This is a genomic window from Nostoc cf. edaphicum LEGE 07299, assembly GCF_015207245.1.
GTDB lineage: Bacteria > Cyanobacteriota > Cyanobacteriia > Cyanobacteriales > Nostocaceae > Nostoc > Nostoc edaphicum_B.
In genome coordinates, this window is sequence record NZ_JADEXF010000621.1 from 1 (window position 1) to 3,716 (window position 3,716).

At 41.7% G+C, this 3,716-nt stretch carries 4 protein-coding genes; 3 read left to right on the top strand and 1 reads right to left on the bottom strand.

The features are described 5' to 3' along the window. Window positions 1–1,236 (bottom strand): DUF4912 domain-containing protein (locus IQ229_RS17895; protein WP_194046015.1); only part of this gene is annotated, 1,236 nt, incomplete at its 3' end. Window positions 1,237–1,397: 161 nt separating this feature from the next. On the opposite strand from IQ229_RS17895, the gene IQ229_RS17900 reads away from it, so the two are divergent. From IQ229_RS17900 to IQ229_RS17910, 3 genes are all read left to right on the top strand, one after another. Continuing rightward, entirely contained in the window at window positions 1,398–2,792 is a 1,395-nt protein-coding gene (locus tag IQ229_RS17900; RefSeq protein ID WP_322744009.1) for a HEAT repeat domain-containing protein, read from the top strand. Between the two features lie 63 nt (window positions 2,793–2,855). Then, a complete protein-coding gene (locus tag IQ229_RS17905) occupies window positions 2,856–3,125 on the top strand; it encodes a hypothetical protein (RefSeq protein WP_194046019.1) in 270 nt (89 codons plus the stop codon). 73 nt (window positions 3,126–3,198) lie between these two features. Next, the coding region (locus IQ229_RS17910) for a Uma2 family endonuclease (RefSeq protein ID WP_194046021.1) at window positions 3,199–3,716 on the top strand (518 nt) is incomplete at its 3' end.

Genomic DNA, 3,716 nt, shown 5'->3' on the forward strand with positions numbered 1-3,716 from the left:
AGCTTCTTCTTTGGTGTTGGTATTCCGAGATGGTGTCTCACGGTTAAATTTCATCTGAATCGATCGGGTTTGCTCACCATCAGCAGCTACAGCCAAAATTGGGTAGTCAATTAAACCATCTTGGAAGGACATCTGGAAGCGGAATGTTCCATCTGGATTTAGCTGAATTGGACGGCCACCAATGGTTACGGTAGCATCGGGTTCGGTTGCACCGTAGACTATCAACTCAGCATCGGCAATTAACCAGAACTTGCGTGGACGTACTGGTACGGCGGAAGCCGAGAAGCCAACACCTGACATTCCTGCACCGGAAGCGGTTAAACCAGACACGGTAGGAACTGCCCACATACCCACACCAGATGGGAAAATGTAGGAGCTAATAGCTTGTTCAGGACGCGCTGCACCTTGTTGGGAGCCAAAGATAGAACCAGCAACCCGTAGTGCTTCGGCAGATTCTGCTAAACCAAATATTTCGTCGTAGATGGGGTTGCCGTTGCCATTCACAACAGCATTATTACCATTAGCGGTAGTTGCAATCTTCTTAGCAGGAGGAACTAGTTCGTACTGAGTTTTGCCACGTAAATCTTCTTCAAAATTTACAGTGATGAAGACATCCTCAATCCAGTCAGAAGGATAGACGGGAGGAATGTGTACTCTACTAGAACGAGCTAGTACTAACCAGCGACCATCAGCAGCACGATAGCCGATATCGATTGTATAATCGCGATCGCTAACTGGAACTGGTAGATACCATTCTCTAGCTAGTTCATCAGCGGGATATTCTTGAATGCTATGTGGGCTTTGGTATTCGATATCGATGTCGGTGACATCATAAATCCGTAGTGCCAGTTGTTGTCCGCCTTGCCGACGCAGTTCCTCTTTGTGTTCATTGGGAACATCCCAGTAAGTGTAAGCCCATTGAGGATCGCGCGGTAACAGTACAATCCGGCTTTCACCATAACCAGAAGGCAAATCTGCCAGTCCTTCATCAACATCAGCCAAAGATCCACCAGTACGATCTTCCTGACCTAATTCAAACTTTGCAGCTTCCACGGTTTCTTGTGCCTCCAATGAACGAGATGGACTGAGTAAGGTTCTGCTACGCTGGACTTCTTGTATTGATGCCAGTAGTTGTGATTTACGCATTCGACTATAGCGAGAGATGCTATATTCGCTAGCAACTTTGCGTAGTTGGCGTAAGGTCATCTCCTCTAGTGGCGGGCGTTCTTTTGCCATTAATTTGGCCTCCAGTAGTTTAAGCGGTAAATGATTTCCCCTGGTTAAAGAATGCTATGTAAAATCTCATCCATTCCAGATGAATTTCTTATCCTGACTCCTGGTTTTGCCCAGTTTTTAAGTTTTTTAATCTGTTTTTAGCAGCTAAGTGTTTGGCAGAGGTGAGAAATCGTCAGGTAATTGAACCTATAGCTAACAAATTACTGAACAGGCTGAAAGATTTAACAAAATATGACCTCTGGTACTATTATGAATCCTATGAAGAGAATCAAGAAACTGAGCTAGTTCGACAAATTCGCACTCAAGCAACTGCTGCAATTGTAACGACTTGGCAAGAATCTCCAAGTACCAAAACTTTCCTCAAAGATGTTACCCAAGCTAATGATAATTTAGATGTGCGAATTACAGCTATTACAGCCTTAGGCAGCAATTACAAAGATGACCCCCAAACCAAAAGTTTTCTGCAAAACAGTATCCTTGATGATGACAATTGGGATGTGCGAAGTGCAGCCATTACAGCCTTAGCCAGCAATTACAAAGATGACCCCCAAACCAAAAATATACTGCAAAACACTATCCTTGATAATGAGGATTTGGATGTACGAAGCGCAGCAATAGAAGCATTAGCCAGCAATTACAAAGATGACCCCGAAACTAAAACTATCCTGCAAAGCATCGCCTTAGATGACGAGGATGAGTATGTGCAATATGTAGCTATTCAAGCATTAGCTAAAAATTATCAAGATGACCCCCAGGCTAAAATTTTTCTGCAAACTTCTGCCTTAAATGATGACTATTCATATATGCGATTTGCAGCTATTAAAGCATTAGCTAGTAATTACCAAGATGACCCCCAAACCAAAACCATCTTCCAAACCTTCGCATTGGATGATAACGATAAATATGTGCGAGGCGCAGCCATCGAAGCATTAGTCAGTAATTACCAAGATGACCCCCAAACCAAAACTTTCCTAGAAAATTACACCCTGAATGATAAAAGTGGGTATGTCCGACTTACAGCCATTAAAGCATTAGCCAGTAACTACAAAGATGACCCTCAAACCAAAAATATACTGCAAATCCACGCTCTAGATAATAAACATATAGATGTGAGTCGTACAGCTATTGAAGCATTAGCCAGCAATTATAAAGATAATTGTCAAACTAAAATTTTCCTGCAAACTTGCGCCCAAGATAATAATAATTTGCATATACGGCTTGCCGCTATTAAAGCATTAGCTATTAATTACAAAGATGACTTTCATACCAAAACTTTTCTCCAAAATTGCGTTTTGGATACTAATAATTGGGATGTGCGACGTGCAGCAATAGAAGCATTAGCCAGCAATTACAAAGATGACCCTCAAACCAAAACTATCCTCCAAACTCGCGCCCAAGATGATGACATTTGGAATGTGCGACTTGCAGCAATAGAAGCATTAGCCAGCAATCACAAAGATGACCTCCAAACCAAAATTATCCTGCAAACTCGCGCCCAAAATGATGACACTTGGTATGTGCGAAGTGCAGCAATAGAAGCGTTAGCCAGCAATTAGAAAGATGACCCTCAAACTAAAACTTTCATACAAACCCGCGCCCAGGATGATGACAGAGAGTTGGTGCGAAATGTAGCTATCCAAGTATTAGCAAAGCACTTCAAATATCAACCTGATTTGTTTGACACATACTACCACTGTGCTATCAATGACTGCGTTGAACTTAAGGAAAACTTAGAAACGAACCCTCGGCGCATTGCAGTGGAAATAATTATTAAACAGTATCCTCAGCATTCCCAGACTTTACCACTGTTGCGCGATCGCGCCGAGAATGACCCAGATGAAGAAGTGCGGGAATATGCTCAAAATCAGTTGCGGCAATGGCAAGGGTGAATGTAAGCTGAGGTTATGCCTCATACTAATTCAAATCATAATGAAATAATCAAGCTTTGATAAGTTGTAAATTATGACCTTATCTATTCAGCAAACTACAGCATTAAGTGTAGAAGAGTTCTTAAAACTACCAGAGACAAAACCAGCAAGCGATTATTTTAACGGGCAAATCTACCAAAAGCCTATGCCGCAAGGAGAACACAGTACTTTACAAAGCAGTTTAGTCACAGCTATTAATGAGATTGCTAAACCGCAAAAAATTGCTTATGCCTTTCCTGAATTACGCTGTACATTTGAAGGTCGTTCGATAGTACCAGATATTGCTGTGTTTGAATGGCAAAGAATTCCATTGCTTCCTAATGGAAAAATTACAAATAAATTTGAGATTCCCCCAGATTGGATAATCGAAATTCTCTCACCAGTTCGCGCTTCGCGTTCCCGAAGGGTACAATCACCCAACCGAGTTATCCGCAAAATTACATTTTCTATTCAAAATGGAGCAAAGCTAGGTTGGTTGCTCGATTCTGCTGATGAGTCAATCATGATTTTTGAACCCAATAAATTACCTGAATTAAAAGAACAGCAAGATAT